At 51.1% G+C, this 26418-nt stretch carries 24 protein-coding genes and 1 pseudogene; 22 read left to right on the top strand and 3 right to left on the bottom strand.

Annotated elements, in window-relative coordinates; translation table 11 throughout:
- The 18 genes and pseudogenes from cutD (at position 1) to NE619_RS00040 (ending at position 15131) form a co-directional block, all read left to right on the top strand.
- A complete protein-coding gene (gene cutD / locus NE619_RS00125) occupies positions 1–951 on the top strand; it encodes a choline TMA-lyase-activating enzyme (RefSeq protein WP_256130343.1) in 951 nt (316 codons plus the stop codon).
- Positions 952–980: 29 nt separating this feature from the next.
- The gene (gene eutS / locus NE619_RS00120) at positions 981–1328 is read left to right on the top strand and encodes an ethanolamine utilization microcompartment protein EutS (RefSeq protein WP_420314495.1); all 348 of its coding nucleotides are present in this window, start codon (positions 981–983) and stop codon (positions 1326–1328) included.
- Positions 1329–1342: 14 nt separating this feature from the next.
- A complete protein-coding gene (locus NE619_RS00115; RefSeq protein WP_330640601.1) occupies positions 1343–1786 on the top strand; it encodes a EutP/PduV family microcompartment system protein in 444 nt (147 codons plus the stop codon).
- The gene (locus tag NE619_RS00110) at positions 1783–2463 is read left to right on the top strand and encodes a hypothetical protein (protein ID WP_256130340.1); all 681 of its coding nucleotides are present in this window, start codon (positions 1783–1785) and stop codon (positions 2461–2463) included. The genes NE619_RS00115 and NE619_RS00110 overlap by 4 nt, the downstream gene beginning before the upstream one ends.
- Positions 2445–3287 (top strand): ethanolamine utilization protein EutJ, encoded by an 843-nt coding sequence (eutJ, locus tag NE619_RS00105; protein ID WP_256130339.1) that lies wholly within the window; start codon positions 2445–2447, stop codon positions 3285–3287. Before NE619_RS00110 ends, eutJ begins: the two co-directional genes overlap by 19 nt.
- 14 nt (positions 3288–3301) lie before the next feature.
- Positions 3302–3607, top strand: a complete 306-nt coding sequence (locus tag NE619_RS00100; RefSeq protein WP_256130338.1) for a BMC domain-containing protein — start codon at positions 3302–3304, stop codon at positions 3605–3607.
- Positions 3601–3867: a EutN/CcmL family microcompartment protein gene (locus NE619_RS00095; protein WP_256130337.1), complete on the top strand. Its 267-nt coding sequence runs from the start codon at positions 3601–3603 to the stop codon at positions 3865–3867. Before NE619_RS00100 ends, NE619_RS00095 begins: the two co-directional genes overlap by 7 nt.
- A 15-nt stretch (positions 3868–3882) precedes the next feature.
- The gene (locus NE619_RS00090; protein WP_256130336.1) at positions 3883–5211 is read left to right on the top strand and encodes a 4Fe-4S dicluster domain-containing protein; all 1329 of its coding nucleotides are present in this window, start codon (positions 3883–3885) and stop codon (positions 5209–5211) included.
- Between the two features lies 1 nt (position 5212).
- The gene (locus NE619_RS00085) at positions 5213–5761 is read left to right on the top strand and encodes a BMC domain-containing protein (protein WP_256130335.1); all 549 of its coding nucleotides are present in this window, start codon (positions 5213–5215) and stop codon (positions 5759–5761) included.
- A 67-nt stretch (positions 5762–5828) separates the two neighbouring features.
- Positions 5829–6482 (top strand): cupin domain-containing protein, encoded by a 654-nt coding sequence (locus NE619_RS00080; protein ID WP_256130334.1) that lies wholly within the window; start codon positions 5829–5831, stop codon positions 6480–6482.
- A 15-nt stretch (positions 6483–6497) separates the two neighbouring features.
- A pseudogene (locus NE619_RS19115) lies at positions 6498–6749 on the top strand (BMC domain-containing protein); the annotation flags it as partial.
- Between the two features lie 442 nt (positions 6750–7191).
- Entirely contained in the window at positions 7192–8877 is a 1686-nt protein-coding gene (locus tag NE619_RS00070) for an acetaldehyde dehydrogenase (acetylating) (protein WP_256130331.1), read from the top strand.
- A gap of 2 nt (positions 8878–8879) precedes the next feature.
- Complete coding sequence (locus tag NE619_RS00065) at positions 8880–9539, top strand: phosphate propanoyltransferase (RefSeq protein ID WP_256130330.1); 660 nt, start codon at positions 8880–8882, stop codon at positions 9537–9539.
- 28 nt (positions 9540–9567) lie between these two features.
- Positions 9568–9858 (top strand): ethanolamine utilization microcompartment protein EutM, encoded by a 291-nt coding sequence (gene eutM, locus NE619_RS00060; RefSeq protein ID WP_148395630.1) that lies wholly within the window; start codon positions 9568–9570, stop codon positions 9856–9858.
- Positions 9859–10275: 417 nt separating this feature from the next.
- Positions 10276–12282, top strand: coding sequence for a carbon monoxide dehydrogenase (locus tag NE619_RS00055; protein WP_256130329.1), 2007 nt, complete (start codon positions 10276–10278; stop codon positions 12280–12282).
- A gap of 14 nt (positions 12283–12296) precedes the next feature.
- Positions 12297–13643 (top strand): [FeFe] hydrogenase, group A, encoded by a 1347-nt coding sequence (locus tag NE619_RS00050; protein ID WP_330640600.1) that lies wholly within the window; start codon positions 12297–12299, stop codon positions 13641–13643.
- A 21-nt stretch (positions 13644–13664) separates the two neighbouring features.
- Positions 13665–13988 (top strand): DMT family transporter, encoded by a 324-nt coding sequence (locus NE619_RS00045; RefSeq protein WP_256130328.1) that lies wholly within the window; start codon positions 13665–13667, stop codon positions 13986–13988.
- Between the two features lie 15 nt (positions 13989–14003).
- Positions 14004–15131, top strand: a complete 1128-nt coding sequence (locus tag NE619_RS00040; RefSeq protein ID WP_256130327.1) for a 1-propanol dehydrogenase PduQ — start codon at positions 14004–14006, stop codon at positions 15129–15131.
- A gap of 325 nt (positions 15132–15456) precedes the next feature.
- Here the strand turns inward: NE619_RS00040 and NE619_RS00035 are convergent, their stop codons facing one another.
- The 3 genes from NE619_RS00035 to NE619_RS00025 all read right to left on the bottom strand — a co-directional run bounded on the left by NE619_RS00035 (position 15457) and on the right by NE619_RS00025 (position 18689).
- Positions 15457–16272, bottom strand: a complete 816-nt coding sequence (locus tag NE619_RS00035; protein ID WP_256130326.1) for a hypothetical protein — start codon at positions 16270–16272, stop codon at positions 15457–15459.
- A 208-nt stretch (positions 16273–16480) separates the two neighbouring features.
- Positions 16481–16771, bottom strand: coding sequence for a DUF3795 domain-containing protein (locus tag NE619_RS00030; RefSeq protein ID WP_256130325.1), 291 nt, complete (start codon positions 16769–16771; stop codon positions 16481–16483).
- 22 nt (positions 16772–16793) lie between these two features.
- Positions 16794–18689, bottom strand: a complete 1896-nt coding sequence (locus NE619_RS00025) for an AraC family transcriptional regulator (RefSeq protein WP_256130324.1) — start codon at positions 18687–18689, stop codon at positions 16794–16796.
- Positions 18690–18831: 142 nt separating this feature from the next.
- Here NE619_RS00025 and NE619_RS00020 point away from each other — a divergent pair, with 142 nt between their 5' ends.
- From NE619_RS00020 to NE619_RS00005, 4 genes are all read left to right on the top strand, one after another.
- Entirely contained in the window at positions 18832–20238 is a 1407-nt protein-coding gene (locus NE619_RS00020; protein WP_256130323.1) for an MFS transporter, read from the top strand.
- 16 nt (positions 20239–20254) lie between these two features.
- Entirely contained in the window at positions 20255–21904 is a 1650-nt protein-coding gene (locus NE619_RS00015; protein ID WP_256130322.1) for an amidohydrolase, read from the top strand.
- Positions 21885–23195 (top strand): benzoate/H(+) symporter BenE family transporter, encoded by a 1311-nt coding sequence (locus NE619_RS00010; RefSeq protein WP_256130321.1) that lies wholly within the window; start codon positions 21885–21887, stop codon positions 23193–23195. Before NE619_RS00015 ends, NE619_RS00010 begins: the two co-directional genes overlap by 20 nt.
- 936 nt (positions 23196–24131) lie before the next feature.
- Positions 24132–26418: immune inhibitor A domain-containing protein (locus NE619_RS00005; protein ID WP_256130320.1), on the top strand; the 2287-nt coding region annotated here is incomplete at its 3' end.

Raw genomic sequence — 26418 nt, 5'->3', positions numbered from 1 at the left:
ATGAGCGATAACAATATGAATGTGATCGAAAGAAAAGCGTTCATCTTTAACAAACAAAAATACAACGTGTATGACGGGCCGGGGGTCCGCAGCCTGATCTTTTTCAAAGGCTGTCCGCTTCGCTGCAAATGGTGCTCCAATCCGGAAGGGCTGGAGAAAAAATACCAGGTCATGCTGAAAGCCGGCTCATGTGTGAGCTGCGGCGCGTGCGTTCCGGTATGTCCCGTGGGAATCCACAGCATTTCCAAGGACGGCGAGCACATCATCGACCGCAGTATCGACTGCCTGGGCTGCCGTCAGTGCGTAGACGCCTGCGTATATTCGGCCCTGACCATTGCCGGAGAGCAATGCACCATTTCCGAACTCCTGGACTATGTGGAGGAAGACAGAGCTTTCTACGAGCAGTCGGGAGGAGGCGTTACCCTGGGAGGCGGAGAGGTTACGGCCCAGCCGGAGGCTGCGGCCAACCTGCTGATGGCCTGCAAACAGGTGGGACTCAACACCGCCATTGAAACCTGCGGTTACGCGAAAAAGGAAAACCTTTTCAAGATTGCGGAGTTTGTGGATCTGTTTCTCTTCGATATGAAGCACATTGACCCGGACCGGCACTTTGAGCTGACCGGGGTGAGAAACGAGATGATCCTGGAAAATTTACAGGAGCTTCTTCACAAACGCTACAATGTAAAAATCAGAATGCCCATGTTAAAAGGCATCAACGACAGCGAAGCGGAGATCCGCGGCGTGATCGAATTCTTGATGCCCTACAGGGACTATAAAAACTTTAAAGGCATCGACCTTCTGCCTTATCACAAGCTGGGGGTCAACAAGTACAACCAGCTGGGCATGGATTATCCCATCGAAGGAGATCCGAGCCTGACAGATGAGGATCTGGACAGGATCGAGAGCTGGATCAAAGAGTATGATTTTCCGGTTTCAGTCATCAGACACTAGAAACCCGGCAGAAAGGCAAACTTATGGGAATTATGAATGAAAAAGCGATGGAACGCATCATACAGGAATCGGTGCCCGGCAAACAGGTCACCATCGCCCACGTCATCGCCTCCCCCATGTCCGACATCTATGAGCGGCTTGGGATCGATGACAAGGGTGCCATCGGAATTTTAACTTTGTCCCCCTATGAGACCGCCATCATCGCGGCCGATATTGCCACAAAAACTGCTGATGTGGAAATCGGATTTTTGGACCGTTTTACAGGGTCCGTGGTTATTTCCGGAGACGTGCAGAGTGTGGAAACCGCATTGAAAGCGGTAACGGAAACCCTTTGCAGTCTACTGGATTTCACCACAGTACCAATTACACGAACATGAGAAAAAAGCGCATAATGGTGGTCGGGCCCAAGGGCTGCGGCAAGACGAGTCTGGTCAATGCCATCAACGATTACGACGGGCCTCTTCGGAGGACCCAGGATACCATCTACGGGCCAAAGACGATCGACGTACCCAGCGCGTACATTGAAAACGCCTGGATGTACAAACATATGATTGCTTTAGCGCAGGACGCATGGTGCATCCTGGCACTGGTTGACCAGTCCAGGTGTGCGGAAGTGTACTCCCACGGATTCGCCAGGGCATTTCGATGTCCGGTGATCGGGATTATCAGCAAGTGCGATCTGGCCCCGGAAAACGAGGCCACCTGCATAAAGCAGCTGAAAATGATCGGCGCGGAGGAACCTTATTTCAGGATCAGCTGCCCGAACCATATAGGCATAGAAGAACTAAAACGTTATTTACTGGAGTTTGAAAGAAAGGTAAGGGGTCTATCATGAAGTTCATAACCGAAGAAGACTTGCGGGATTTGTATAGAAAACAGCCCTTTACAAATTACGACCTTTCGCCCGGAGAAAGGCTGACACCAGGGGCCAGACAGTTCCTGGTGGACCGGGGCGTCAACATGTACGACCCGTCAGACCCTTTTATCAAAGGCAAAGGAAAAGAAGATCCGCCTTCTGCGCAAAAAAGCCAGCAGAACGAAGCGGCAGGCGGACGTAAAAAGAAAAAGTTCTGCAGCAGAATGAAATCACTGAAAGCACTGTTCCTGCTGACCGCGGAAGAGCTTCTGACCAAGGATGTCTGCATGTCGCAGCAGCTTACGGAGCTTTACCGGCAGTTTGCCTGCCTGGGCAGCGCGGCGGACGGAAAGTGCGAGGCAAAGGACCTCTGCTGCACACCGTGCAGCGGAATAAACGGAGAGAATTTCTCCGAGAGCCTGGGCGACTGCTTTGAGGTTACGGAGTTCCACATGCAGATGGAGCGGGGACGGCAGATGCTGCTTCTCGACCGGCTGCGCAGTGAGCTTTCGGAGCTTGATGCGGATTTGCCCGACTTCCTGGAGGATGCCGCTCTTGCAGAGCAGGTTTCAGGAAAGATCAATCAGATTATCAACAGTTTATCGCAGATGATATGCGGAGCACTTGGAGGTAAAGAATGTCAGAGAAGCATGTAACATTCGAATACTGCGACCAGATGGTGGCGGACTTTGAAAAGGTGATCGATCACCCGATCCGGGAAAAGTCCTCCGTATATTACACAGGGGTGGACCTGGGTACGGCCTGCGTCGTGGTGGCGGTGCTGGACGAGAACAAGCGGCCCGTAGCCGGTGCTTATCGGTATGCGGATGTTGTTCGGGACGGTATGGTCGTGGATTACATCGGCGCGGTTCAGATCGTCCGCGAGCTCAAAGAAGAGATCGAGGAAAAGCTGGACACAGAGCTGATCTACGCTGCGGGAGCCATTCCTCCGGGAACCGACCTTCTGGACTCCGGAGCTGTGAAAAATGTCATTCAGGGCGCAGGGTTCGAGCTGACCAACATGCTGGATGAATCCACAGCAGCCAATGAAGTGCTCAAGATGAAAAACGGCGCGGTCGTTGACATCGGCGGCGGAACTACCGGCATTTCCATTCTTAAGGATGGCAAGGTGGTGTACATCGCGGATGAGCCTACGGGCGGAACCCATTTTTCACTGGTTATCTCGGGAGCTTACGGCAAATCCTTTGAGGAGGCGGAGCTCTACAAGCGGGATGAGAAAAACCACAGAGAGCTGATCCCGGTGCTGCAGCCGGTGATTGAAAAAGTTTCCTCCATCATCACACAGCACATCAAAGACTACGATGTACAGGAGCTTTCCCTGGTAGGCGGAACCTGCTGCCTCTCAGGAATCGAAGATATCATCGAAAAAAGAACCAAGGTTTACACCCATAAACCAAAGAACCCCATGTTTGTAACGCCGCTGGGCATTGCCCTCAGCTGCAAACAGGAGGAAATGTAGGCAGGAGGCTGACGATGGAAATCAGAATCATAAAATCCCCGTCGCAGGGAACCATTGACATTCTCATGCGGCGAAAGGGCTCCGGAAAAACCGAGAAGCCTGAGTGCATCGATGCTATCGGGCTGGTGCAGGGACGTATGATCGAAATGGTCTGCGCCGCGGATGTGGCGGAAAAGGCCGTCGGCGTTACTGTAGAAGATATCCGGGGAAGCTGTCCCCAGAACATGATTTTACTGGCGATCTTCGGAGATACGGCATCTGTGGAATCGGCGCTAAGGGAGATCAAACGTAAAGCGGAGGAAGGTATAGACATATGTTAACAGCAAGACTGGTGGATCACATTTGGTCCACGAGAAAGGCAGACTCACTAAGTGGTCTGAAACTGATGCAGGCTGAAATTATCGGCGGAGGCACAGACGCAGGACAGAGGATCATCGTAGTGGACATCATAAGCGCAGGCATTGGAGACCGGGTAATCGTAACCACAGGATCTTCTGCCCGACGCATGCTGGGAAACGACGATATCCCGGTAGACGCAGTCGTAGTGGGCATCATCGACGAGGACTGCGACTTTGAATAAAGGGGAGGTGCAAGAATGAGTCTTCTTGAGCAAATCAAGGACGCCGGCATCATCGGCGCGGGCGGAGCGGGATTCCCAACCCATGCCAAGCTCACGTCTTCGGCCGATTATATCCTTCTCAACGGGGCGGAATGCGAGCCGCTGCTGCGGGTAGACCAGCAGCTGATGGCGGACTATCCCGATGAGATCATTAAAGGGTTTGAAGCAGCCGGCAGACTGGTAAGCGCAAAAAAAGCGCTGATCGGCATTAAAAAGAAACATGGAAAAGTGATCGCGCTCCTGAGGGAGAGAATACAGGCGCTGGGCGTCGGCGACTTCGTGGAAGTCAGCGAGCTTCCCGATATTTACCCGGCGGGAGATGAGCAGGTGCTCGTCTATCAGCTGACCGGAAGAGTTGTTCCCGAAACCGGCATTCCCATTCAGGTGGGATGCGTGGTAGTCAACTCGGAAACAGCCCTCAATATCTATAAAGCGTCCCAGGGACAGCCGGTCACAGAAAAATACATCACAGTAACCGGAGACGTACCCAATCGGGTGACCGTAAAGGTACCGGTAGGCACACCGATTATCGACGTGCTGAAACTTTCCGGCATCGAGGATTTCACCGATTACGCGGTAATTGACGGAGGCCCGATGATGGGACCTGTCATGACCGATATCGGCGGATTCGTGACTAAGAAAAATAAGGGATTTGTGATTTTGAAAAAAGACCATTTCCTGATTCGCAAGAAATCCGTTAACCAGCAGCAGGCAAGGCGGGTCAACAAAGCGACCTGCGAACAGTGCCGCATGTGTACGGATCTGTGTCCGAGATATCTTTTGGGACACAATATGCAGCCGCACAAGATGATGCGGGTTTTAAACTACTCCATCGACGATCTGGAAGGACAGAAGATTGCTCAGCTCTGCTGTCAGTGCAATCTGTGCGAACTGTTCTCCTGTCCGGCAGGGCTTTATCCGAAAATGGCCAATCTTTACTTCAAGGATAAGCTGGCGGAGCAGAACGTCCGCTACAAACCGGATAAGACGGAATTTGAAGCAAGATCCATCAGAAATTACCGTCTGGTGCCAAGCAAGCGGCTGATTGCCAGACTGGGGCTCAGAGATTTCGATCTTCCGGCTCCCATGACAGAGGCAGGACTTGTTCCTCAGACGATTCGAATCGCCACCAGGCAGCACGTAGGTGCTCCGGCAGCACCGATCGTTTCGGTAGGAGATCAGGTGCAGGCCGGTCAGATGATCGGCAGGATACCGGATGATTCGCTGTCTGCCGCCATTCACAGCAGCATCTCCGGAACCGTTTCGCAAGTGACGGACGCTTATATCGAGATAAGGAGGAACTGAAATGCAAAGAGCAATAGGAATGGTTGAATTTAACAGCATTGCCCGGGGCATCTACGCAGCGGACCAGATGGTGAAGATCTCGGAAGTAGAGATCGTTACGGCTGCTACGGCATGTCCGGGAAAATATATCGCCATCGTTCACGGAGACGTGGCCGCGGTGGAAGATTCGGTTCAGATCGGTGAGAAGATGGCGGAAGAGTTTTTCGTTGACTCCATCGTGATCCCCAACGTGGATCCGGGTGTGTTCCCGGCCATCACAGGCTCGACGATGCCGGAGCGCATTCAGGCGGTGGGCATCATGGAATCCTTTTCACTGGCGACCATGATTATCTGCGCGGACCAGATCCTGAAAGCCGCGGAGCTTGAACCCATCGAGCTGCGGCTTGGCAACGGACTCGGCGGAAAGGCATATTTCACTTATACCGGCGATGTAGCCGCGGTCCAGTCGGGAACGGCAGCGGGCCAGGCCATCGCAGAAGAGAAGGGACTTCTGGTAAACGCAGAAGTGATTCCTTCACCATCCGACAGACTCGTGCCGTCTCTACTGTAAAGAGGGCAGAGCATTATATATAAATTGAAGATATTTCTTGTACAAATAGATGAAAGGATGTGAAGGCATGAAAAAACTGATTTGTGCAAAAGAAGTCGAGGCTCTGGACAAAGAGGGTAAAAAGGTAATGTACATCGATGCCGATACCATTATCACCCCGTCCGCCAAAGACGCGGCACAAGCATGCGGGATCGAGTTCTCTACAGAGCCGGAACCGGCGTGCTGCCAGGAAGCGGCACCATGCGCGACTGCCGCACCACAGCAGACAGCCGGTATCGACAGCGAGCTGATCTATAAAGCCCTGACCGCACTGATGGAAAAGGGCCAGCTGGGCGATGTTTTAAACAGTATCGGACAGGACGTTCCTTACGTGTCCGAGGCTGACGCGGGCGGCTGTGTAAAGCTGGTTCGCGGAGACACGGCCAAATGGGAAGTGCTGGATACAGGAAATCCAGCTGACAAAGTGTTCTTTAATGAGCTGATCGGCGCAGACGACGGTTCTTCCATGAACGCAGGCTTTATGACCATTGAGAACTGTCAGTTCCCCTGGGACGTGGCGTGCGAAGAAATCTACTATGTAGTGGAAGGCACGCTGACCGTAGTGCTTGACGGCAGAACCTTTACCGCTCATCCGGGAGACTGCCTGTTCTTCCAGAACGGCTCCAAGCTGACCTTCGGTTCTCCGGATAAAGTCAAAGTATTCTACGCGACCCACGCATAATAAGGAGGATGACCCATGGAAGCACTTGGAATGATAGAAACAAAAGGGCTTCTGGCAGCGATTGAAAGTGCGGACGCCATGCTAAAGGCAGCGGAGGTAAGACTCCTGGAGAGAACCTTCGTCGGCGGCGGACTGGTCACCATAACCGTCACCGGAGACGTCGCGGCAGTGAAAGCATCCATTGATGCGGCAGCGGCAGCCGTTTCCCGGCTGGGGGCAGAGCTTCTCGTTTCCCAGCATGTGATCCCAAGACCGCACGTTGAACTGGGCGAGACAATCGTATCTCCGGTTCCCCTTTCCGAGCTTCATAAAGAAGAGCCGCAGCAGGAAGAGCCTGAGGAAGAAAACGAGGCCGTATCCACCCCGGAACAGCCGACAGAACCGCAGGTGACAGCTGATGAGCAGGAAGAAACAGAGGCAGAGGAAAGCACCGAAGAAACAGAAGAAGATATCCAGGCCGATGTGACGACCATGCACAAAGAGGACATGGATAAGCTGGTTTCCAAAGTAGGCGCGGAAAAAGCGGTAGACGTGCTGGAAAACTGTAAGGTAGTCAAGCTGAGGAACCTGGCCAGAGAATATGAAGACTTTGGCATCGCGGGACGTCTGATTTCAAAGGCAAACAAGACCGCACTGATTGAGGAATTCAGAAAGTACTACAGCCAGAAACAATAAGAATTTGTAAGACAAAAAAAGGAGGTGCCATAAGATGGAGAATATGGATTATGATTTACGATCCGTCCAGGAAGTAAGAAACCTGGCCCGTCTGGGACAGATCGCGACCGAACAGATCGCAAATTATAACGAAGAGCAGATAGATAAAATCATCAGAAACATGGTTCGCGTAGCAGAAGCTAACGCTGTTTCCCTGGCAAAGATGGCCGTGGAGGAAACAGGATTTGGTAAGGTGGAGGATAAGACGTACAAGAATCATATGGCTTCCACGCTGCTGTACGAGTCCATCAAGGACATGAAAACGGTAGGCATTATCAATGAGGACCCTGTGAATCAGATTATCGAGGTCGCGGACCCGGTAGGACTTCTGATGGGAATCGTTCCTTCCACAAATCCGACTTCCACAGCGATTTTTAAATCCATCATCGCGATTAAGTCGAGAAACGCCATCGTATTTTCGCCCCATCCTTCGGCAGCAAAATGTACTCTTAAGGCGGCAAGCCTGATGTACGAAGCAGCTGTTGAAGCGGGAGCACCGGCAAACATCATCGGATGCATTTCCATGCCGTCCATGCCGGCTACCAACGAGCTGATGCACAGCAAAGAAGTAAAAATGATTATCGCCACAGGCGGCCCGGGAATGGTAAAGGCTTCCTACAGCGCGGGAAAACCGGCGCTGGGCGTAGGCGCGGGAAACTCCCCGGCTTACATAGAGCGTACGGCCAACGTACAGCAGGCAGTGACCAACATCATTGCCAGCAAAACCTTTGACTACGGTACCATCTGCGCGTCCGAACAGTCCATCATCTGTGAAGAGTGCAACAAGGACGCGGTTATCGCTGAGCTGAAAAGGCAGGGCGGTTACTTCATGACACCGGAAGAAACCGAAAAGGTATGCAAGCTGCTCTTCAAGAACGGACACAGCATGAACGCCAAGTTCGTGGGAAGATCACCGTTCAGAATCGCTACGGCCGCAGGAATCACCATTCCGGAGGACACCAAGGTTCTCATCGGACCTCAGGGCGGCGTTGGCGAAGGCTATCCGCTTTCCTACGAAAAGCTGACGACCGTACTGGCCTTCTATGTGGTAAAAGACTGGCACGAAGCCTGCGAGCTTTCCATCGAGCTTCTGCAGAACGGTATCGGCCACACCATGAGTCTTCACACAGAGGACAGAAACGTGGTACTGGAATTCACCAGAAAGCCGGCTTCCAGAATCCTGGTTAACACCGGCAGCAGCATGGGCGGAACAGGAGCCAGCACCGGCCTGATCCCATCCTTCACACTGGGATGCGGGACCTGGGGCGGCAGCTCGGTTTCGGAAAATGTCAGCCCGCTGCACCTGATTAATATTAAGAAAGTTGCCTACGGAACGAAGAATTGTGCTACACTGGCAGCAGATGATCCGACCTTCAACCATCCGGAGCTGGCAACATGCGGCCAGGGCGGATGCGCACCGGCAGGCACAATGACAACCACAAGCTGCGGCAGACCGGCACCGGCAGCGCCAATCGCGCCGACCTCCGCTCCAAACTGCGGCAGCACGGCAGGATACCTTTCCCCTGCTGAGTACCAGAACAGCGGCCTTTCCTACGGCACAGGCTGCAACAGCTGCGCAGACACAGCGGCAGCTCCGGCTGCCAGCGATCAGCCCATCGACACCGAGCAGCTGAGAGACATGATCAACGCACTGGTCAGCGCAATGAAGGGAGACGCATAAGAATGGCAAATGAAAATTATGAAGCTATCCTAAAGCTCCTTTTGGAAGCAGTCGGCGGAAATGCCCCGGCTTCCGGGGCGCAGCAGGAACCTGACGGTATCCCGGTAGGAGTTTCAAACCGCCATCTTCACCTTTCACAGGCAGATCTGGATACGCTCTTCGGAGCCGGCTATCAGCTGACACCGATCAAGGATCTGTCTCAGCCCGGACAGTTCGCCTGCAAGGAAACTGTAACCATCGCAGGCCCCAAAGGCGCCATTGAAAAGGTTCGGGTCCTGGGTCCTGTTCGCAGCAAGACACAGGTGGAGATCCTGACAGGAGATGGTTTTAAACTGGGCGCTGTCGCCCCGGCCAGACTGTCGGGCGACCTGGCAGGAACACCGGGGATCACCATCATCGGTCCTAAGGGATCGGTACAGACTGCAGAAGGTCTGATCGTTGCTCAGAGACACATTCACATGACACCGCGCGACGCAGCCTGCTACGGCGTGCATGACGGCCAGATCGTGGATATCCAGATTGACGGCCCGCGGGGAGGAACCTACAGCAATGTTGCTATAAGAGCAAACGACGCATCGGCTCTGGAATGTCACGTTGATACGGAAGAAGCCAATGCTATGAATCTCAATTCGTTATCTAAAGTTAAAATTATAAAAAAATAAAGTTAAAATTTCTTAGGAGGAAAAAAAGATGACTAAGTATGATGCATTAGGAATGATTGAAACTAAAGGTTTAGTAGGCTCCATCGAGGCTGCAGATGCTATGGTAAAGGCTGCAAACGTTTACCTGATCGGTAAAGAACACGTTGGCGGCGGACTGGTAACAGTAATGGTAAGAGGAGACGTTGGCGCTGTTAAGGCTGCTACAGACGCAGGCGCTGCTGCTGCTCAGAGAGTTGGCGAACTGATCTCCGTACACGTAATTCCTCGTCCGCACGCAGAAGTTGAAGACATTCTGCCTGCAAAGAAGGAAGCTAAATAAGCGAAGAAACCCAGAAACAATGCGGGAGGTGGATATCATGTCCGCCTCCCCATTTTTCTAATATTGGAAATCATAGGCAGTATCGCCTTTAATGATATTGGCGATTAAGATGCGGCGGAGCTGATTTTCGGTCAAAAGGCCGATTTATGTTCCAAACTGACTGTATGTGCTAATATGGCCACATAAAAAATGTAGCTTTTGTAAAGAGCAGAAGAGGATGCGGAAGAAAAAAGCAAGTTGATACAAGCTGATTCTGATAAACCAGCAAAATTATCAAATGAATTCTCTGAAAAGCGAAAATCTATGTGCACACAGCAGCAGTAGAAGCCATTTTGGAACATAAATCACCAGATTTAACGGTTTGGCGGCCGCAGGCTGCGCAAACACCAAACACCAAAACCATGAGGGAGGATGATTATGGCAGATAAGCAAATTATATGTCCGGACGCCGATCAGGTGCTGGGACAATTTATTGAAGGTCTTGATGTGGAAACATCCCATCACAGAATGATACAGCAGGAAAACAAATGCGGATACGGGCTTTCCGGTGTCTGCTGCCGCCTGTGCTCCAACGGGCCGTGTCGTATTTCTCCGGCCAGGCCGAAGGGCGTGTGCGGGGCCGATGCGGATACCATTGCTGTGCGGAATTTTCTGCGTTCCGTTGCCGCAGGTTCCGGCTGTTATATCCATGTTGTGGAAAACGCGGCCAGACAGTTGAAAAAGGCGGCAAAAGACCGGGTCCCACTGAAAGGGATTCCGGCGCTGGACCGTCTTTGCAGGCTGCTGGGCGTAAGCGGATTCAGCGACTGGGACAAGGCTTCTAAGGTTTCTGATGCTGTGCTTGCGGACTTGAGAAGGCCGGTGGATGAAAAGATGGAGCTGGTGGAGAAGGTGGCTTATCCGCTGCGGACAGAGGCCTGGAAAAAGACCGGACTCATGCCGGGAGGGGCCAAGGATGAAATCTTCAATGCTCTGGTAAAGACTTCCACCAATCTCAACTCCGATCCGGTAGACATGCTGCTGCAATGTCTGCGGCTGGGCATTTCCACGGGCGTATACGGACTGGTGCTGACCAACCTCATCAACGATGTGCTGATGGGCGAAGGGGAGATCGGCTTTGAACCGGTTGGATTGCGGGTGGTGGACCCGGACTGCGTCAATATTATGATTACCGGACACCAGCACGCGTTCTTCGGCGATTTGCAGGAATACCTTTCCTCGGAAGAGGTGAAGTCGCTGGCAGCGGCGCAGGGTGCTAAAGGGGTAAAAATAGTGGGTTGTACCTGTGTAGGTCAGGACTTTCAGCTGAGAAAGGCTGCCGGAAGCGACGCTTTCTGCGGACACGCCGGCAATAACTATACAAGCGAAGCTGTTTTAGCGACCGGCTGCATTGATCTGGTGCTTTCAGAATTCAATTGCACGATTCCGGGCATCGAGCCCATCTGCGAGGAACTGGGCATCCCCCAGATCTGTCTGGATGATGTGGCGAAGAAAGCCAATGCGGAATATATGTCATATAGCTATGAAGATCGTCAGCAGATCAGCCGGGCTGTGGCAGAGAAGGCCCTGGAATCCTTTGGCAGACGGAAAATCAGTATGCCGGGGGATGTGCAGAAGCTGTTTGTCCAGCTTTCCGATGCTCTGGGCAAGATGGCAGCAGGCTCCCAGGAGGCCCGGGCTCTGGAGTCGGTGCTGGCGGAAGCGGCGGCCAAGCAGGACTGGGGCACAAGGAAAAATCCTCTGGCTGCTCATGGATACGGCAATGCCATTACCGGCGTTACGGAAGTGACTTTGAAAAAATTTCTCGGCGGCAGCTATGGGCCGCTGATCGATCTGATTAAGGCGGGAAAGATTAAGGGAATCGCCGGAGTCGTGGGCTGTTCCAATCTGCGGGCCAAGGGGCACGATGTCTTTACCGTGGAGCTGACAAAGGAATTGATTAAAAAAGATATTTTGGTGCTGTCAGCGGGCTGCACCTGCGGCGGACTGGAAAATTGCGGGCTGATGAGCCCTGAGGCTGCCGCTCTGGCGGGCGATAATCTGAGAGAAGTCTGCGAATCCCTGGAGATTCCTCCTGTTCTCAACTTTGGGCCCTGTCTGGCCATTGGCCGCATGGAGCTGGTGGCGGGTGAAATTGCCAAGGATTTGGGCATTGATATTCCTCAGCTGCCCATCGTGATTTCCGCGCCTCAGTGGCTGGAGGAACAGGCCCTGGCTGACGGAGCATTTGCGCTGGCTCTGGGCTTTACCGTTCATTTGGGTCTGGCGCCCTTTGTTACCGGAAGCCTGGTGGCGCTTTCCGTGCTGACGGAAAAGATGCCGGAAATCACCGGCGGCCGTCTGATGGTGGATACGGATGTATCGTCTTCTGCGGAGGCTCTGGAAGCGGTGATTCTGGAAAAACGCCAAAGTTTAGGATTATAGAGGAGATCATGACTATGAATATATATGATCGCTGCGTCGCAGTGTCGGAAGGGAATCCGGCGATTGTAAAGGACAATGATTTGTGCGTGGAATGCGGTCACTGTCTGGCGGTGTGCCAGGAGGAGATCGGTGTTGCCGGTCGGCCCCAGACCCTTGGGGCCGGTGCGGAGCCGGAGCTTTCCTGCATCAACTGCGGTCAGTGCAGCGCTGCCTGTCCGGAATCGGCCATTTCCCTTCGTTCGGAAATTGATCTAGTCCGCAGAGAGATTGAGGACCCGGAAAAAATTGTGGTTTTCTCCACCTCTCCCTCGGTACGGGTGGGGCTGGGGGATGCCTTTCTGGATAAAGCCGGCACCTGGGCGGAGGGCAAGATGGTGGCTGCTCTGAAAGCCCTGGGCGCGGATTACGTTTTCGACGTGACCTTTTCCGCGGATCTGACTATTATAGAGGAGGGCTGTGAGCTTCTCAGCCGTTTGCTTACTGCAAGCGGTCCGCTGCCCCAGTTTACCAGCTGTTGTCCGGCCTGGGTAAAATATGTGGAAACTTACCATCCTGAGCGGATCGGCAACCTGTCCTCCGCCAAGAGCCCCATCGGTATGCAGGGGGCGACCATCAAAACCTATTTCGCGTCAAAAGAGGGCCTTGACCCGGCAAAGATCGTCACGGTCAACGTGACGCCCTGTACGGCCAAGAAAGCGGAGATCCGCAGGCCGGAGCTGTGCGATGCGGGAAACGTTCTCGGGTGCAGCGATATGCGGGACAATGATTATGTGATTACAACCAAAGAGCTGGCTCAGTGGATGAAAGAAGAAGCTATTGATTTTGCCAGCCTTTCTGATGCTGCCTTCGATTCCATCCTGGGAAAAGGAAGCGGAGCGGGCGTTATCTTCGGCAATACCGGCGGCGTGATGGAAGCGGCGCTGCGCATGGCTTACCAGAGTCTGACGGGCCGGCCTCCGGCTGACGATCTGTTGGATTTTGAACCGGTCCGCGGTTTGACCGGCGTCAAACGGGCCTCTGTCCATATTGACGGGAAAACCATCAATGTGGCGGTTATTTACGGCACGGCCAATGCGGAAAAATTTCTCAGCGGGGATATTTCCGATTATCATTTCGTGGAAGTCATGACCTGCCCTGGCGGATGTATCAGCGGCGCGGGACAGCCGCAGATGCACTGTATCCCGGTTGTGGATGATATTCGCAAAAGCAGGATCGGAAGCATGTACGCGGAGGATGCGAAGATGTCGCTGAGAAATTCCATTGACAATCCCCAGGTGGCCCGGGTGTACCGTGATTTTTACGGCTCTCCCCTGGGAACCCTTTCGGAGAAGCTGCTGCATACAACGTATCATAAACGGTAAAACTGTGGGAAAGGAGAGGGCATGTACAATCTGTTTCTGGCTATTGCCATCGGAGGGGAGCTGATCGGCACCACCTTCCTCAAATATACGGAAGGTTTCACTAAGCTCTGGCCTTCTCTGGTTACAATTGTGTCCTACGGCGTATGCTTTTACTGTTTTGCACGGGCCCTGGAGCATATCAATCTCAGCTTTGCCTATGCGATATGGTCGGGGCTGGGAATCGTTGTGGCAACACTGGTTTCCGTGTTTTTGTTCAAGCAGGGAATTACTCCGGCAGGGATTGCCGGGATTGTTTTGATATTAATCGGCGTGGTTGTTCTGAATCTGTTCGGAACGCCCCACTAAAAAGGAGTATGGAAGATGAAAGAATTCAGTATCAGCACCAATGTTTTTTTCGGCGAGAATTCTCTCGGCCGTTTGGATGAAATAAAGAATAAGAGCGTTCTCATCGTCTGCGACAGTTTTATGGAGCAGTCCGGCGTGGTGGACAAGGTGAAATCCCATCTGGAATCCTGTCAGGTGTTCGTGTTCAGCGATATTATTCCCGATCCGCCGGTGGAAGTGGTGGCGGAAGGTATCAAGTGCCTGGCGGAATGCAAAGCCGAGGTCATGATCGCAGTGGGAGGCGGCTCATCCATCGATGCTGCCAAGGCCATCCGCGAGCTGTCCCGGCAGATGAACTATATAAATGTGGAGGAGTGTTACGCAATCCCCACTACCAGCGGAACCGGCTCGGAAGTGACCAAATTCTCGGTTATCACCAATGCCCAGGAAGGAATCAAATATCCCCTGGTGAGCCAGTCCCTCCAGCCTATGGTGGCGATCCTGGACCCGGAACTGGTAAAAACCGTACCGCCGGCTATTACCGCTGACACGGGACTGGATGCCCTGACCCATGCTCTGGAAGCCTATGTTTCCACAGAAGCAACGGACTTCACCGATGCACTGGCGGAAAAAGCGACCACTCTGCTGTTCCGTTTTCTGCCCCAGGCCTATAGAGACGGCGATGATCTTGTCGCCAGGGAAAAGGTCCATAACGCGGCCTGCCTGGCAGGAATGGCCTTCAACACAGCGGGATTGGGAATCTGCCACAGTCTGGCCCATGCGGTAGGCGGAAAATTTCATATTTCCCACGGCCGCAGCAATGCCATGATCCTGCCCCATGTGCTGGCCTTCAACGCCCAGCTGGAAAGCAGGGAGAAAACAGTGGCCGCCCGCAAATATCAGCGCATGGCAAAGCTGATTGGCCTGCCTTACGCCAATACGGCCACAGCGGTCAGCAGTCTGATCCGCAGAATCCGCGAAATGGAAAAGGCCTTCGGCATTCCTGACACCCTGAAAAAGCTGGATGTGGAGCCGGAGCAGGTTCGTGCGCTCAAAGACGAAATGATCGAAGCGGCCCTGGCCGATACCTGCACGGCGACCAACCCGCGGGAAGTAGCGGCATCGGACTTGGAGCAGCTTTTGGCGCAGGTGACGCCGTTTTAGATAGTGATTTAGATAGTGAGATGTTTGGCAGCAAATGAAAATTTGCTGCCTTTTAAGATAGGCGTTAAGATAGGCGGCCCCTGACAGCCGTTTTTGCTGATTTATGTTCCATAACAGGGGAATTCCATAAAATGGCCACATAAAATGAGGAATTATTGCAGAAATAAAAAATTAATTTGCAGACAATCGATGAATTCGCTGTATTAATTTGCGATTTTTCTCGAAGTGAAGGTGCGGAGACGATTTTTCAGGCGTTTTATATGTGGCCATCCTGATGATAATGCACTGTCTGGAACATAAATCGCCAAAATCAGTGTTATTTGTGTTACCCGTCTAATAAATGTAAAGCGATTGTATCTTGTATTTCCCGCATTGTCAGCGGATGCCGTTTATCTTCAAAAGTCAGTATTAAATTATCTCCTGCTCGAATGCCGGCCTGCCGATAATCCATAATTTTTTGTCCGTTATCAAGAACATAGTCAGGCTGGTCCATCTTGCCCATGTGCTCCCAATAAAATAGCCTCCTGGTTTTAGGGTGCAAGATTGTGAAATCCGGCGCATATGATTTGCCGTTTATGAGCAGCATCTGCTCATAGCGAAAGGGAATCCCCAGTAAGGTCAATGCGTCCGCTATCATAGATTCTGCTTTAGACCGCACGTTCAGGCCGGTGGATGTTTCATGAATCAGCCCCTGCGGATGACCCATGTATCGATCGTAAGGTTCCTTTGCCCATCCCTTTAGCCCAGGCTCCGTCGGCAGCCACAGCAGCGGATCTTTCTCAATTCCCTGATATACGGGGGAAAGCTCCGAACAAATACGATCAGGCTCATAAGGTATAAATTTTTTTATCGCCTGCTCCAAGACAGCAACATCGCGTTTGAGTACGGGAAGGCTTTTCTCTATAAAACGCCGCCGCTGTAATTTCTTCAATAACTGTCGGTCCCTCTTTTGGGATAAATTCAGATAAAACTTCTGCCTTTCTTTTTCAGACCAAATATTACAATAATAATATGACTTTGAATTTTGCCGGCGAACAGACAAACTGCCGCGGGGCAATCTTTGCAATTCCTTTTCGTATGTGCTGAGAAGACTGCGCATCTGCCGCAGACTCGTATCCATTTCCCCATAAATCCTTAACATAATCCCTCTCTTGATAAATGTAATTATTTTACATTTATGGTACGATAAAAAGAGGGCTGTGTCAAGGAGGTGCATGTAAAAAAATTACAAATCCCGATTTGTGCGCTTGGGCTCGTTAAGCTTGGATGTTGCCGATTTATATTCGAAATGCCCGGGTTTCGCAGCAATGTCCATATTATCATCAAGATCTGTTCGTAGCGAAAGGGTATCATTTCATGGAATGTAATTGATGTAATTGGTTAATTAAATCATTTTCGTTCTCTGCGGGCGTTTTTGTAGGGTCAGAACCATTAAATCTATCACAGGGAAGTTTTTCGCATTTACCGCAATGTTCTAACTTCTTGCTGTTTACACAACAATCATATATCCCACAAATGTTTTCACCTGTATATTCCAACCAAAAGACTTGTCCTTTAATTGTAGGACAGCCCTTACAATCCGTTGGATAATAAGGACATTCCGAACAAATAACGCCACAACAACTAATAATTTTATCCATATACATCCCCCCCCAATTTTCATTATGAGAAAGAAATCCGCAGATACTTCACGTCAAAGGGCTTTAAGGTAATTTCCAGGCGATCCTGCGGGTTGAAGAAATAAGTGTCCGGCTGAGAAGAATTGTTCAAGGCCCGGACCGTTTCCTGATCCAGAGAGTTGGGGCAGCCCATCCGCTGCCACTGGACAAAGGGATCCAGAGAAAGCTTCAGCTGCTGCTCCATGGCCGCGGGGCAGGGAGCGATCCCCTGGGGCCTTTGGAGTTCCTGGGGCTCCTGAGCCGTGTTCCGAAGATCAAGGGAAAAGGTCAGCTGCTCCATGGGTTGAATGCGTTCTTCTATATAGGCAGTCAGAGCCTCCGGCGTAGGAAAACTCTGAGACAAAGGCTCGTCGATATCTAGGGCCGCGTAATAAAACAGCAGATGAAGAATTCTGGAGGGAGATGTCCCCGACCAGGTCAGAAAATAATGGGGTGCAGTCCGGCATTCACCGGTGTCGAAATGCTTTAGAAACTCCAGCGTATGGAATGAAGCTTTGCGGAGCCCGCATTGGGTGACAGCCCCAGGCTTTCCATTGAAAGGAGCGGCATTTTCCGAAGAACCCTCATCTTTGGCCGCAAACCGGGGATGCTTTTTCAGAAATGGTCCGGCCGCTGCGATCTGAGAAAGCAATAAAGAGGCCATGTAGGGCGTATCATACAAAATGTGGGACTGAGGCCAGTTCAAGCGGGAATAGGGGGCGGCATTGGAACCGGCAGTTTCACAGGATGGGCCGTGCTCAGCGGACTGAATGGGACTTTTTTTCAAATCAATGAAACAGGTCCTGTTTCCCTGCTGCTTGACATCTTTGGAAGCCGCGGACAGAAGAGAGCCCCAGCGCAGCAGCAGCGACTCGCCCACAGACCGGGGGATCGGCGCCAGAAGGGAAATTTCCTTATGTAAAATCGTCTGTTTCTGATATTTCTGCCGATAGGCGTTGGGCGTCATATGGAAAAGGCTTTTGAAATGCTGGTTAAAATACCGGTAAGAAGAAAAGCCCAGTTCAAAGACAATCTGACTGATAGGCAGATCGGTACCCAGCAGATAAATCTCCGCCTTCTCAATGCGTATATGCTGCAGTAATTCGGAAAAGGTGAACCCGATGCCCGATTTTACCAGATGGGAAATATGATAGCGGTTGACATAGGTTCGATCAGCCACATCCTGCAATTGGATCTTTTGAGGAAAGTTCTCATAAAAATAGGAAAGAATATTTTTCAGCCTGTCGGCCTGGACGGAACTATCCCGCAGAGTGTTTTCCTTGTGGTCGCTGAGAAGGAAATATTCGGCGGTAAAGTGCAGCTCAAAATAGTTAATCAAGGTCCGCAGAAGGATTTTTTCATATTCTTCATTGTGGGCGTTGGAGTAAACCGGCAGATAACCGTCCGGACTTTCCTCCGTCACCATGGCCGAGAGATGCAGATGAAAAATTTTGCGCAAAACCTCCTCGATTTTGGGGAAATCCTCTTTGGCCGCATCATGGTAAAGCGTGTACGCTGATACAAAGATGGTGCCCTCCTCACAGGGATCGTAAAACCGGGGGCTGATTTCCAGCAGGCAGACGCGGTTGGGCTCATCGGTGCAATACAAACCATGGAGTTCAAAGGGATTTATGATCGTAAATTCCCCTGCGGAAATGGTGTAATTGGAGACGCCTACCTTTATGGAGAGACTGCCCTCCAAAACATAGATGATTTCCATATGGAGGTGGGTGTGAATCGGATATTCGCGCAGTGAAAAAAAGGAAAAGCGGGAGAGCCGGATTCCTTCCGGAAACTCCTGCATCAAGGGCTGAGCCAGTGAAATATTAATGTTTTCCGTCTGAGACAAGGTCATCATTCCCTTCCGAATTTGATTGTTTCCTCTATTATAAAATGGCATGGGCCTCAGGTAAAGGGGCTTTACGAGAAAAAGGCTGAAAAAACAGAAAATTGCCAATAAACTGTATAATTCACACCAAGAAGCAGCCTAGTTCTCATTTGTCACCTCAGGTAAACTGAAAACAATAAAGGAGGACATGGATATGAAAAAATTATCGTGGAAAGTGATCCTGGGATATGGAACTGCTTCCGCATCGGACGCGATCACTTATAACTTTGTCTTTATGTTTTTATTATTTTTCCTGACGGATATCGCAGGGATCAGCCCGGCCCTCGCCGGGAGCATCTCGCTGATCGCCGTTATCTGGGACGCGGTATCGACTCCGATTCTGGGGCAGATATCCGACAACACCAGATCCAGGTATGGGAGAAGAAGGCCGTATCTGATCGCGGTGGCTGTTCCGCTGGCCGCTGCCTTTGTACTGCTGTTTACCAATGTACCGCTGGATGGAAACGCCAAGAATGTTTACTACGTTATCATGGCGATGGTATTTTGGACCTCGTATACGACTTTTTACATTCCTTACACAGCTCTGGGCGCAGAGCTTACCCTGGATTATGACGAGAGAACCAAGCTGCGGGCACCGGCAACCATCTTTAACCTGCTGGGCAACATTGTGGGTATGTCGGCTCCTTCGCTGGTGGTAGCCATATTCATCGGCCAGGGAATGGCTCCGGGAAGAGCATGGCAGTCCATGGCCATGATCGCCGGCGGAATCGCCATGATCTGTATTTTAATCACCTGGAGAGCGACGAGAGGCCATGAGATCATGGATGTCCGGGAAGAAGAATTTACGGAGAAAAAGAAAGAAAACGGATTCAAGACCTATCTGAAAATACTCAAATTAAAGCCTTACAAATTCCTTTTGGGCATGTTTATGTGCTTTATGTTCGGATACAGCATGATCAATGCGGACATCGCCTATTTTGTATATCACAAAATGCAGTCTACAGAAGAAACGCTGGCTCTGGTTATGTTCCTGTACATATTGATCGGCATTGTGGCAGTACCCATTGTATCGGCCATCTCCATGAAGATCGGCAAGAAGGCGGCCGCGGCATTATGCATCGCAGGCTCGGGGGCAGTGATGTTCTGCTTCAAATTTATATCCATCGAAGGATTCGGCATGCTCCTGCTGTACATGGCAATTTTCAGCATCGCCAACGGCGCGTACTGGACCCTGATTCCGGCCATTAACATGGATATGTGCGAAGTCTATGAATACAAGTACGGCGAACGCAGAGAAGGGGCGGTCTTTGCCGCAGGAATTTTCTTCGCCAAGTTCAGCGCCGCCATTTCCAGCCAGGTGCTGGGAATCATACTGTCGGTTTCCGGATACGATCCGTCGCTGCCGCAGCAGACCGCATCGGCCGTAGCAGGTATTGAAAACGCATTTACCATCATACCTTCCAGCTTCTTGATCCTCTCCGGCATTATGGCCATTGCCTTCCCGCTGACAAAAGCCAAGTTCGACCAGCTGAAGACAGCCATGGAAGCCAAAAAGAACGGCCAGGAATGCCAGGAAGAAGGACTGGAACGGGTCATCTGAGGAATGGGAGGAAGAAATGGAAAAACGAATTATTTACGGAAACGGAAAGATTTACACAGTTGACGAAAACCGCCCCTGGGCCCAGGCCTTATGCGTGGAAGGCACAAAATTTATCGCTGTGGGTACGGAAGAGGAAGTTGCCGAAAAGGCCGGGGCGGATGCCGAGTACATTGATCTGAAAGGGAAAACCGTTTTGCCGGGCTTCATAGATTCCCATATCCATGCGGTGCAGGGCTGTGCGGAGGTTTTGTTCAAGGTGGACTTGGCCCGTGCTGAGTCGAAAGAGGATTGTTTGAAAGCAATCCGGGATTTTTATGAAAAACATCCGGGTACTGATTTTCTGGAGGGAGCAGGCTGGATCAATACTTATTTCGACGATCACGGCCCCAGAAAGGAATGGCTGGATGAAATCGCGCCGGATATCCCAATCGTGCTGGATTCGGGGGACCATCACAGCATATGGGCAAATTCCAAAGCCATTGAAATGGCCGGCGTCACAGAGGCAACTGTAATCGAGGGCGGCGTTTTGGAAAAGGATGCGCAGACGGGGGAGCTTTCCGGAACCTTCCGGGAATGTGCCCAGGAGCCCTTCCATGCCATCAAACCGGTCTATTCGATCGACAAGGTTAAAAAAGCGGTGCGCCATCTGGAAGAGATGATGGGACGCCTGGGAATGACCATGGTCCACGATCCCATGGTGGAGCTTTATACCAACTATTATGAGGTCTATAAAGTGATGGACCAGGCGGAAGAGCTGAAGGTAAAGATCCGAGGTTCCTTTATGGCCAGGCCGGAGTCGGTGGATTCGATGCTCGATGACTATCTGAAGGAAAGAGAGGCGGCCAATAAAGACGGACGGTTCGCCGCAAACAGTATTAAAGTGCTGGTGGACGGCGTTGTGGAAGGCGCTACTGCTTTCCTGAAAGAACCCTATGCTCACCGGCCGGACTATTACGGGGAGCCGGTCTGGAGTCAGAGTTCGCTGAACGAGCTGTGCCGCTGGGCGGAAAACCACGGTTTCCAGATGCATTTCCATGTGATCGGAGACGCGGCTGTGGATCAAATGCTGACAGCGCTGGAATATTCCGCGGCAGAAAACGGGCAGCCCAATATAAGGCCCATCGGCGTTCACATGCAGATTGTGGATAAAAAGGATTATCGGCGGTTAAGGGAGCGGCAAATTGTGGTTTCGGCAAATCCTTATTGGTTTGCCAAGGAAAAGGGATATTTTTACGGCCTGGAAGTGCCTTTCCTGGGAGAGGAGCGGGCAGAAAATGAGTATCCTATGAGAAGTCTGGCAGAAGAAGCGGGGCTGGTTCTGGCCTCGGGCAGCGATTTTCCGGTTACTCAGCCGCCGGCGCCGCTGATGGGAATTCAAATGGGCGTGACCCGCTGCGATTTCAGAGAGGACGCCGGAGATCCTGCCAATGTGCTCAATCCCAAAGAAGCAATGACAGTAGAAGAGATGATTCGAACCTTTACTCTGGATGCGGCTTATGTGGATTTTGCCGAGAACATAACCGGTTCCATAACTCCCGGCAAATATGCGGACTTTGTGGTGCTGGACGAAGATATCTTTAAAGTACCGGCGGATACCATCGGGCAAATCCCCATTCTTATGACTGTTTCGGAAGGGAATGTGATTTATGATGCGCAGGCTCATTGAGCCGGGAGACGGCTTTAAAAATTTAAAGCAGGATTTTAAGTGTGAAAGCCGCAATATCTTTGCGGCTCTCACATCCATGGTATTCGTGCTGGCCGGCGCCATTCCCATGCTGTCATCCGTGGCTGTCAGCGCAGGAATGACCTCCGCGCAGGCAGCGTCCTTCGTGATGTGCAGCATGGCCATCGGCGGCCTGATTTCCATATTCGCCAGCATTTACTACAGGACTCCATTTTACTTTGCCGGGTCGCTGACCGCGATCGTAGTTTTAAAACCCATGTTCGAGCAGTTCACGCTGCCGGAAATGGTCGGGGGATTCGTCATTGCCGGCACCGCGCTCTTTCTCGTAGGCTATACGGGCATGATCGGCTGGATCAGCAGATATTTGCCGCTTCCCGTTATCCTGGGAATGGTGGCGGGAGTGTTTATGAGCTATGGGCTGGGCATCGTCAGCTCCATAGCCTCTGACCCTCTTTCCGGAACGCTGATCGCAGGCGCATTTGTGGCGTTTCCGCTGCTTACCAAGAAAGTTCCGCCTCACATCATCGCCCTGGCCGTGGGTATTGGCTGCGCTGTTTTTTTCCATTCCACAGCGGCGGGCGGATCGGCAGGCTCCTACGGTTTATCGCTGCCGGTTCTCACAGGGCCGGACTTTAACGGCAATATTTTGCTGACCGTATCATTGCCGCTGGTGATTATGGCGGTGGCGGATGTCTTTAAAGGTTATGGCGTTTTAAAGGCCAACGGCTGTGACCTGTCTCTCAACAGTGTGACCGTACTGAGCGGGCTGGGTTCCGTGCTGGCGGCTTTTGGACTGGGCCATACTATTTCTCTTGCCGGTCCGGTCATGGCGATTCTGGCCGGAGAGGACGCAGGCAAGCGGGAAAGGAGATTCGCAGGAGCGGTTATCTATTGCGGCGGTGTGCTGGTGATATGCGTGCTTTCCGGCATCCTAATTCCTTTTATCATGCGGCTGCCGGGGACCATCATTGATCTGATTTGCGGAATCGCCATGACCGGTTTGCTGGTGAGTTCCCTGCAGGGTGCTTTCGGCGCCGGAAACTTTCAAATGGGAGCACTGGCGGCCTTTCTCATCGGTTTGTCCAAAGTGAGCCTTTTGGGAATCGGCGCGCCGGTATGGGCCATTGTTTTCGGCTGGATCGTGACCCTCTGCATGGAGAACGGCCAGTGGCGGGAAATGATTGCGCAGGGACGGCCTGAAAAAAGGCAACGGGCTGGGAGGCATCCCAGCAGCAAAGAGCGACCTTCCATAAATGAAAACGGCGTTTCATAGGGACGCATTTTGGAAAATCCCGGGTTTGTCAAGGGATAAAGGCCTCTGCTGAGATTCAGAGGCTGGCGCTTGAAGAGAGATAGAGGTGGAAATTTCAACATCTGTCTCTCTTTTTGATGGGCTTTTTCGAGGGTATACCTTAAAAAGCACCCTGTTTTCTGATCCTGGCTTCTATGCAGAAATCGGCATATTTGATATAATACTAGAAGGCTTTCAATGCGGTATCATTTACGGGCCCCCGGTAACTTTTCGAAAAAATTATGCAAAGTTACGCAAAGTTGTGGGCTTGCAGGGGTTCGAAACCGTGAAAAGTGACAATTTGTGCTATTAGCCGCATTGGAGGCCGCAGGAGCGTTGAAAAACGCGTAACTTTTCGAAAAAATCGGGAATAGTTACCGGAACTGACTTGTTAGTGCCTTTATCTGGGTTTCTCGAATTTGCAGGGGCTGGGATCGAGGTTCCCTGTATACACTTTCATCAATCGAACCGGCCGCACTGCAGGGATTGATCCATATGAAAAGCGACCCAAAAGGCAAATTGCGATTTTCCTCAACACGCAGCGAAAAACTGAACTTTTGTTGAGCTTTTTTCAAGGATACAGACCCTGCCAGCACAAAATTTCGCTCAAGACATAGCTTTGGACAGGAATAGAGGCCGTAAGGCTTGGAAATACTTCAACAACCGAGGCGAAATGCGCTCATTGTTGAACAAATACGCATATTGCTTAAAAAGGCTTCGACCTTGCGGCGAAGCCAGTTCAATTGGAGAAAAGAGTATACTATATTGACAGAATTGGAACGGCGTTGCCGTAAGGAACAATATAAGTGAAAGATGCTCGACGTAGCTCGCATCTTGTACTATTTTTTCCATTGAGTACACTGCTGCCTCAAGATGCAGGATCGTATAATTTGCGAATACAGGAGAGGAGACATTCTCATGCTAAAAAAAGCGAAGTTTATGAAGCCGATACTATGCTTATTCCTTGTTGCCGCACTTTTTGCAGGGAGCGGAGCGTTTACCTATGGACAGACTGCAAACAAGAAAGCACAGGAATTCGCCAATTTGGTACTGTTCGTCCAATTGGATGGGGAGGCAGACACCAATTTTATGGAAACTCCCACTTCCGGGTACAACAATCCAACTTACACCCAGTTGGCGAAAAAATATTGGCTGGACGATAGCTACAAAAAATCGCTGACAGCCTATTTAAAGGCAATTTCCTATGATCAGTTTCATGTTACCAGCTACTTGCCGCAGTACGACGGGACTACGATTACGCCGGTTATGGGAAGAGGAAACACAGATGATGCCTTTATTGCCGCAGCGGCAGGGGGAACCTATCAGCTGTCAGGCAGCAATCTGGACAGGGACAGCGATGGATATATTGATAACCTTACGATCATTGTTCAGGGAGAAAATCCGGCCGATCGCGATAATGCTTTGCATCCTCACAAAAGCTGGTATGCCGGACAAATGATGATTGGCGGGAAGAAGATCGGAGCATATAATATCATCAACTCCACAGCAGCTTTTGAAAGTCTCTATGAGAATGAGGGCGTGGTTGCCCATGAATTTCTTCATACCATCGGGTTTCCGGATCTCTACTCCAATGATGGGATGACAGAACCGGTGGGAACCTGGGACATTATGTCAAAGACGTCAACCTTTCTTCAATATCCGCTGGCCTACCTGCGGAGTCAGAGAGGGTGGCTTACCATTGATCCGATTACTTCTGACCGGACGGGACTTACCCTGGTACCGGCAAATGAGCCTTCAGGAAACCAGGCATATATTCTGAAAACCTCCATGTCGGATTCTGAATTTTTCGTAGTGGAATATCGAAAAAAGACAGATCCACATGTAGGCGATAATCTGGATGCGAAAATTTACGGGACAGGACTGGTTATTTATCGCATTAATACGGATGTGCCAAACCTGAGTAATATGGGAGCGGAGAAAGGGGTCGTAGTTTTCGCCAAAGATATCCCGATCCCGGCAAAGAAGAAAAGTGATCTATTTGATTCTTACTTTTCCGCCGAGTCTGGGAGGACTACGTTCGGCAGCAAAGATCTTACTGTAACCTCTAATGCGCTCACCTATTCAGACGGAAGAAATTCGGGAATCCTTTTGAAGAATATCGGCAGCGCCGGAGAAACCATTTCTTTTGATGTGGAGTTTGCGGATCTGTCGGATACCGGAATGTGGGAAAACTATGGGCCGGGAAAAATTGAAGAGGCACAAACCTACGACCTTTCGGCCGCCGCGGATTCCTCCGGCACTTTATATACGGCCTATAAGAAAGAGGATCAAAAGATCTATGTGCGCAAATATACGGAAAATGGCTGGACCATATTAGGCGCAGGACAGCCGGTGGGTCAGGGCAAACTGCTGATCTATAAAGATGTGCCTTATCTTCTCTGCAATAAAGGTCCCGAGTATGCTGCGGAACTGATGAAATATGCAGATGGAGCATGGAAAACTGCGGCATCTGTAAATAAGAGCACTACTCAATATACGGACGCAGTAGTTTGCGAAGATGGGATTTATATCGGCTACAGTAGTGAACAGGGAAACAGGTCTTATGCGTACGGAATTAAAAAATTTGACGGCATGTCTTTGCAAGCGATAGCAGATAACGTAGCTGCGGGAGGACTTTATAATATGCAGCTTACCGGTCAGGGCGGCACTTTTTATATGACCATGAGAGATGGGTCTGATAAGCTGACGATTAAAAAAATTGTCGGCTCAAAGGTGGAGAATGTAGCCACAGAAATAAAGGCGAATTCTTTCGATACCCTTGCAGGAAAAGGAAAGCTTTATGTGGGAGTGCCTTCAGAGAAGGGCTTTTCTGTGCAATCTTATGATGGCCAAAATTGGAAACAGGAAGGGGAAATGTTGACGGATGCCAACTCCAGCAACCAGAAACTGGCGGCTTATGGGAATGAGCTTTTTGTGGCAAATGAAAACCAGAATACGAAGAAAACGAAACTCTGGCAGCTGAATGGCGAAAGCTGGGAGCAGCTGGGAGCGGATGTGGATGTTAAGGAAATAAGAAACCTGGATCTGGTGTGCGTGAAAGGAAACGTTTTTGTTGCATATATCAACAGCTCCGGCTATCCTTACATAAAGAGTAAAGTGTTTGCAGAGACGACCAAACCGCCAACGCAGCCGCCAACGCAGCCGCCAACGCAGCCGCCAACGCAGCCGCCAACGCAGCCGCCAA

Source organism: Anaerovorax odorimutans, assembly GCF_024459955.1.
GTDB lineage: Bacteria > Bacillota > Clostridia > Peptostreptococcales > Anaerovoracaceae > Hominibacterium > Hominibacterium odorimutans_A.
This window is presented reverse-complemented; position numbering and strand designations above follow the sequence as displayed.

Coding starts and splice junctions, on each gene's coding strand:
- cutD (WP_256130343.1), top strand. CDS start 1: ATGAGCGATAACAATATGAATGTGATCGAAAGAAAAGCGTTCATCTTT.
- NE619_RS00115 (WP_330640601.1), top strand. CDS start 1,343: ATGGTGGTCGGGCCCAAGGGCTGCGGCAAGACGAGTCTGGTCAATGCC.
- NE619_RS00110 (WP_256130340.1), top strand. CDS start 1,783: ATGAAGTTCATAACCGAAGAAGACTTGCGGGATTTGTATAGAAAACAG.
- eutJ (WP_256130339.1), top strand. CDS start 2,445: ATGTCAGAGAAGCATGTAACATTCGAATACTGCGACCAGATGGTGGCG.
- NE619_RS00100 (WP_256130338.1), top strand. CDS start 3,302: ATGGAAATCAGAATCATAAAATCCCCGTCGCAGGGAACCATTGACATT.
- NE619_RS00095 (WP_256130337.1), top strand. CDS start 3,601: ATGTTAACAGCAAGACTGGTGGATCACATTTGGTCCACGAGAAAGGCA.
- NE619_RS00090 (WP_256130336.1), top strand. CDS start 3,883: ATGAGTCTTCTTGAGCAAATCAAGGACGCCGGCATCATCGGCGCGGGC.
- NE619_RS00085 (WP_256130335.1), top strand. CDS start 5,213: ATGCAAAGAGCAATAGGAATGGTTGAATTTAACAGCATTGCCCGGGGC.
- NE619_RS00080 (WP_256130334.1), top strand. CDS start 5,829: ATGAAAAAACTGATTTGTGCAAAAGAAGTCGAGGCTCTGGACAAAGAG.
- NE619_RS00070 (WP_256130331.1), top strand. CDS start 7,192: ATGGAGAATATGGATTATGATTTACGATCCGTCCAGGAAGTAAGAAAC.
- NE619_RS00065 (WP_256130330.1), top strand. CDS start 8,880: ATGGCAAATGAAAATTATGAAGCTATCCTAAAGCTCCTTTTGGAAGCA.
- eutM (WP_148395630.1), top strand. CDS start 9,568: ATGACTAAGTATGATGCATTAGGAATGATTGAAACTAAAGGTTTAGTA.
- NE619_RS00055 (WP_256130329.1), top strand. CDS start 10,276: ATGGCAGATAAGCAAATTATATGTCCGGACGCCGATCAGGTGCTGGGA.
- NE619_RS00050 (WP_330640600.1), top strand. CDS start 12,297: ATGAATATATATGATCGCTGCGTCGCAGTGTCGGAAGGGAATCCGGCG.
- NE619_RS00045 (WP_256130328.1), top strand. CDS start 13,665: ATGTACAATCTGTTTCTGGCTATTGCCATCGGAGGGGAGCTGATCGGC.
- NE619_RS00040 (WP_256130327.1), top strand. CDS start 14,004: ATGAAAGAATTCAGTATCAGCACCAATGTTTTTTTCGGCGAGAATTCT.
- NE619_RS00035 (WP_256130326.1), bottom strand. CDS start 16,272: ATGTTAAGGATTTATGGGGAAATGGATACGAGTCTGCGGCAGATGCGC.
- NE619_RS00030 (WP_256130325.1), bottom strand. CDS start 16,771: ATGGATAAAATTATTAGTTGTTGTGGCGTTATTTGTTCGGAATGTCCT.
- NE619_RS00025 (WP_256130324.1), bottom strand. CDS start 18,689: ATGCCATTTTATAATAGAGGAAACAATCAAATTCGGAAGGGAATGATG.
- NE619_RS00020 (WP_256130323.1), top strand. CDS start 18,832: ATGAAAAAATTATCGTGGAAAGTGATCCTGGGATATGGAACTGCTTCC.
- NE619_RS00015 (WP_256130322.1), top strand. CDS start 20,255: ATGGAAAAACGAATTATTTACGGAAACGGAAAGATTTACACAGTTGAC.
- NE619_RS00010 (WP_256130321.1), top strand. CDS start 21,885: ATGATGCGCAGGCTCATTGAGCCGGGAGACGGCTTTAAAAATTTAAAG.